This window comes from Chloroflexaceae bacterium (genome assembly GCA_025057155.1).
Taxonomy (GTDB): Bacteria; Chloroflexota; Chloroflexia; order Chloroflexales; family Chloroflexaceae; genus JACAEO01.
Genome location: JANWYD010000058.1, coordinates 1 through 612, shown reverse-complemented (window position 1 = coordinate 612; position 612 = coordinate 1). Strand labels below are relative to the sequence as shown.

Here is a 612-nt window from a genome sequence, read left to right as displayed (position 1 = left end):
GGCGGCCAGCGCCAGCGCATCGCCAGCGCATCGCCATCGCCCGCGCCCTCCTCAAAGACCCGCGCATCCTACTGCTGGACGAGGCCACCTCCAGCCTGGACTCCGAGTCCGAACAGCTGGTGCAGGAGGCCCTCGACCGGCTGATGAAGAACCGGACGACCGTCATCATCGCCCACCGCCTGAGCACTGTGCACCGTGCCGACCGCATCGCCGTGCTGGAGCGGGGCCGGCTGGTGGAGCTGGGCACGCACGCCGAGCTGTTGGCCCGCGACGGCCTGTATGCGCGGCTCTATCGGATGCAGTTCCGCAGTGAGGCGCTACCGTTCACTACGATGCCGGAAGCTGTTGCGGATTGAGTGATGTTCAACGGTCTATTTCTTTCTCCGCGTCCTGTCATCGCCATGATTCACGTGGCTGCTCTGCCCGGCACACCTGCCAACCGGCACAGCGTCGCCGAAATCGTTGAAGCGGCGGTGCGCGAGGCGCGGCTGTATCGCGCTGCCGGCGTGGACGGCCTCGCCATCGAGAACATGCACGACGTGCCGTACCTGCGCGGGCGCGTCGGGCCGGAGGTTGTGGCAGTAATGACTCTGGTCGGGCAGGCGGTGAAGG

Annotated in this window: 2 protein-coding genes; both read left to right on the top strand. The window is 67.0% G+C overall.

Annotated elements, in window-relative coordinates; all coding sequences use genetic code 11:
• Positions 1-356, top strand: a 356-nt coding sequence (locus NZU74_20225) for an ATP-binding cassette domain-containing protein (protein ID MCS6883656.1), incomplete at its 5' end; no start/stop codon positions are given.
• A gap of 3 nt (positions 357-359) precedes the next feature.
• Positions 360-612 (top strand): hypothetical protein (locus NZU74_20220; GenBank protein ID MCS6883655.1); only part of this gene is annotated, 253 nt, incomplete at its 3' end.